The sequence below is a fragment of the Micromonospora sp. AMSO12t genome (assembly GCF_008806585.1).
Lineage (GTDB): Bacteria > Actinomycetota > Actinomycetes > Mycobacteriales > Micromonosporaceae > Micromonospora > Micromonospora reichwaldensis.
Map to the genome: position 1 here is coordinate 1 of NZ_WAAS01000603.1, position 487 is coordinate 487.

At 84.8% G+C, this 487-nt stretch carries 1 pseudogene; it reads left to right on the forward strand.

From position 1 onward, the window contains the following. Positions 1 to 452: pseudogene (locus tag F6X68_RS34580) on the forward strand (hypothetical protein); the annotation flags it as partial. Positions 453 to 487 lie beyond the last annotated feature (35 nt).

Sequence of the window (487 nt, forward strand, 5' to 3'; positions counted from 1 at the left end):
CGGACCTGCGCGGGGTGCCGCGCGTCCCGATCCTGGCCTGGTGGGTCAGGCGGGGGGTGCCGCGCGTCCCGATCCTGGCCTGGCGGGTCCCGCGCGGGGTGCCGCGCGTCCCGACGCCGGCCTGGCGGGTCCCGCGCGTCCCGATCCTGGCCTGGCAGGTCCCGCGCGAGGTGCCGCGCGTCCCGACCCTGGCCTGGCGGGTCCTGCCCTGGGCGCCGCGCGTCCCGATCCTGGCCTGGCGGGTCCTGCCCTGGGCGCCGCGCGTCCCGATCCTGGCTTGGCGGGTCCGGCGCGGGGCGCCGCGCGTCCCGACCCTGGCCTGGCGGGTCCCGTCCGGGGCGCCGCGCGTCCCGACGCCGGCCCGGCGGGTGCCGCGCGGCCCGTCGCACCGCCCTCCGGGGCCGCCGGCGCGGCGTCCGTCGCCGGGCCGTCCCCGGCCGCCGCGAATCTGAGCGCGCCGCCCGGCCCGCGCCGGCCCGGGCCCGGC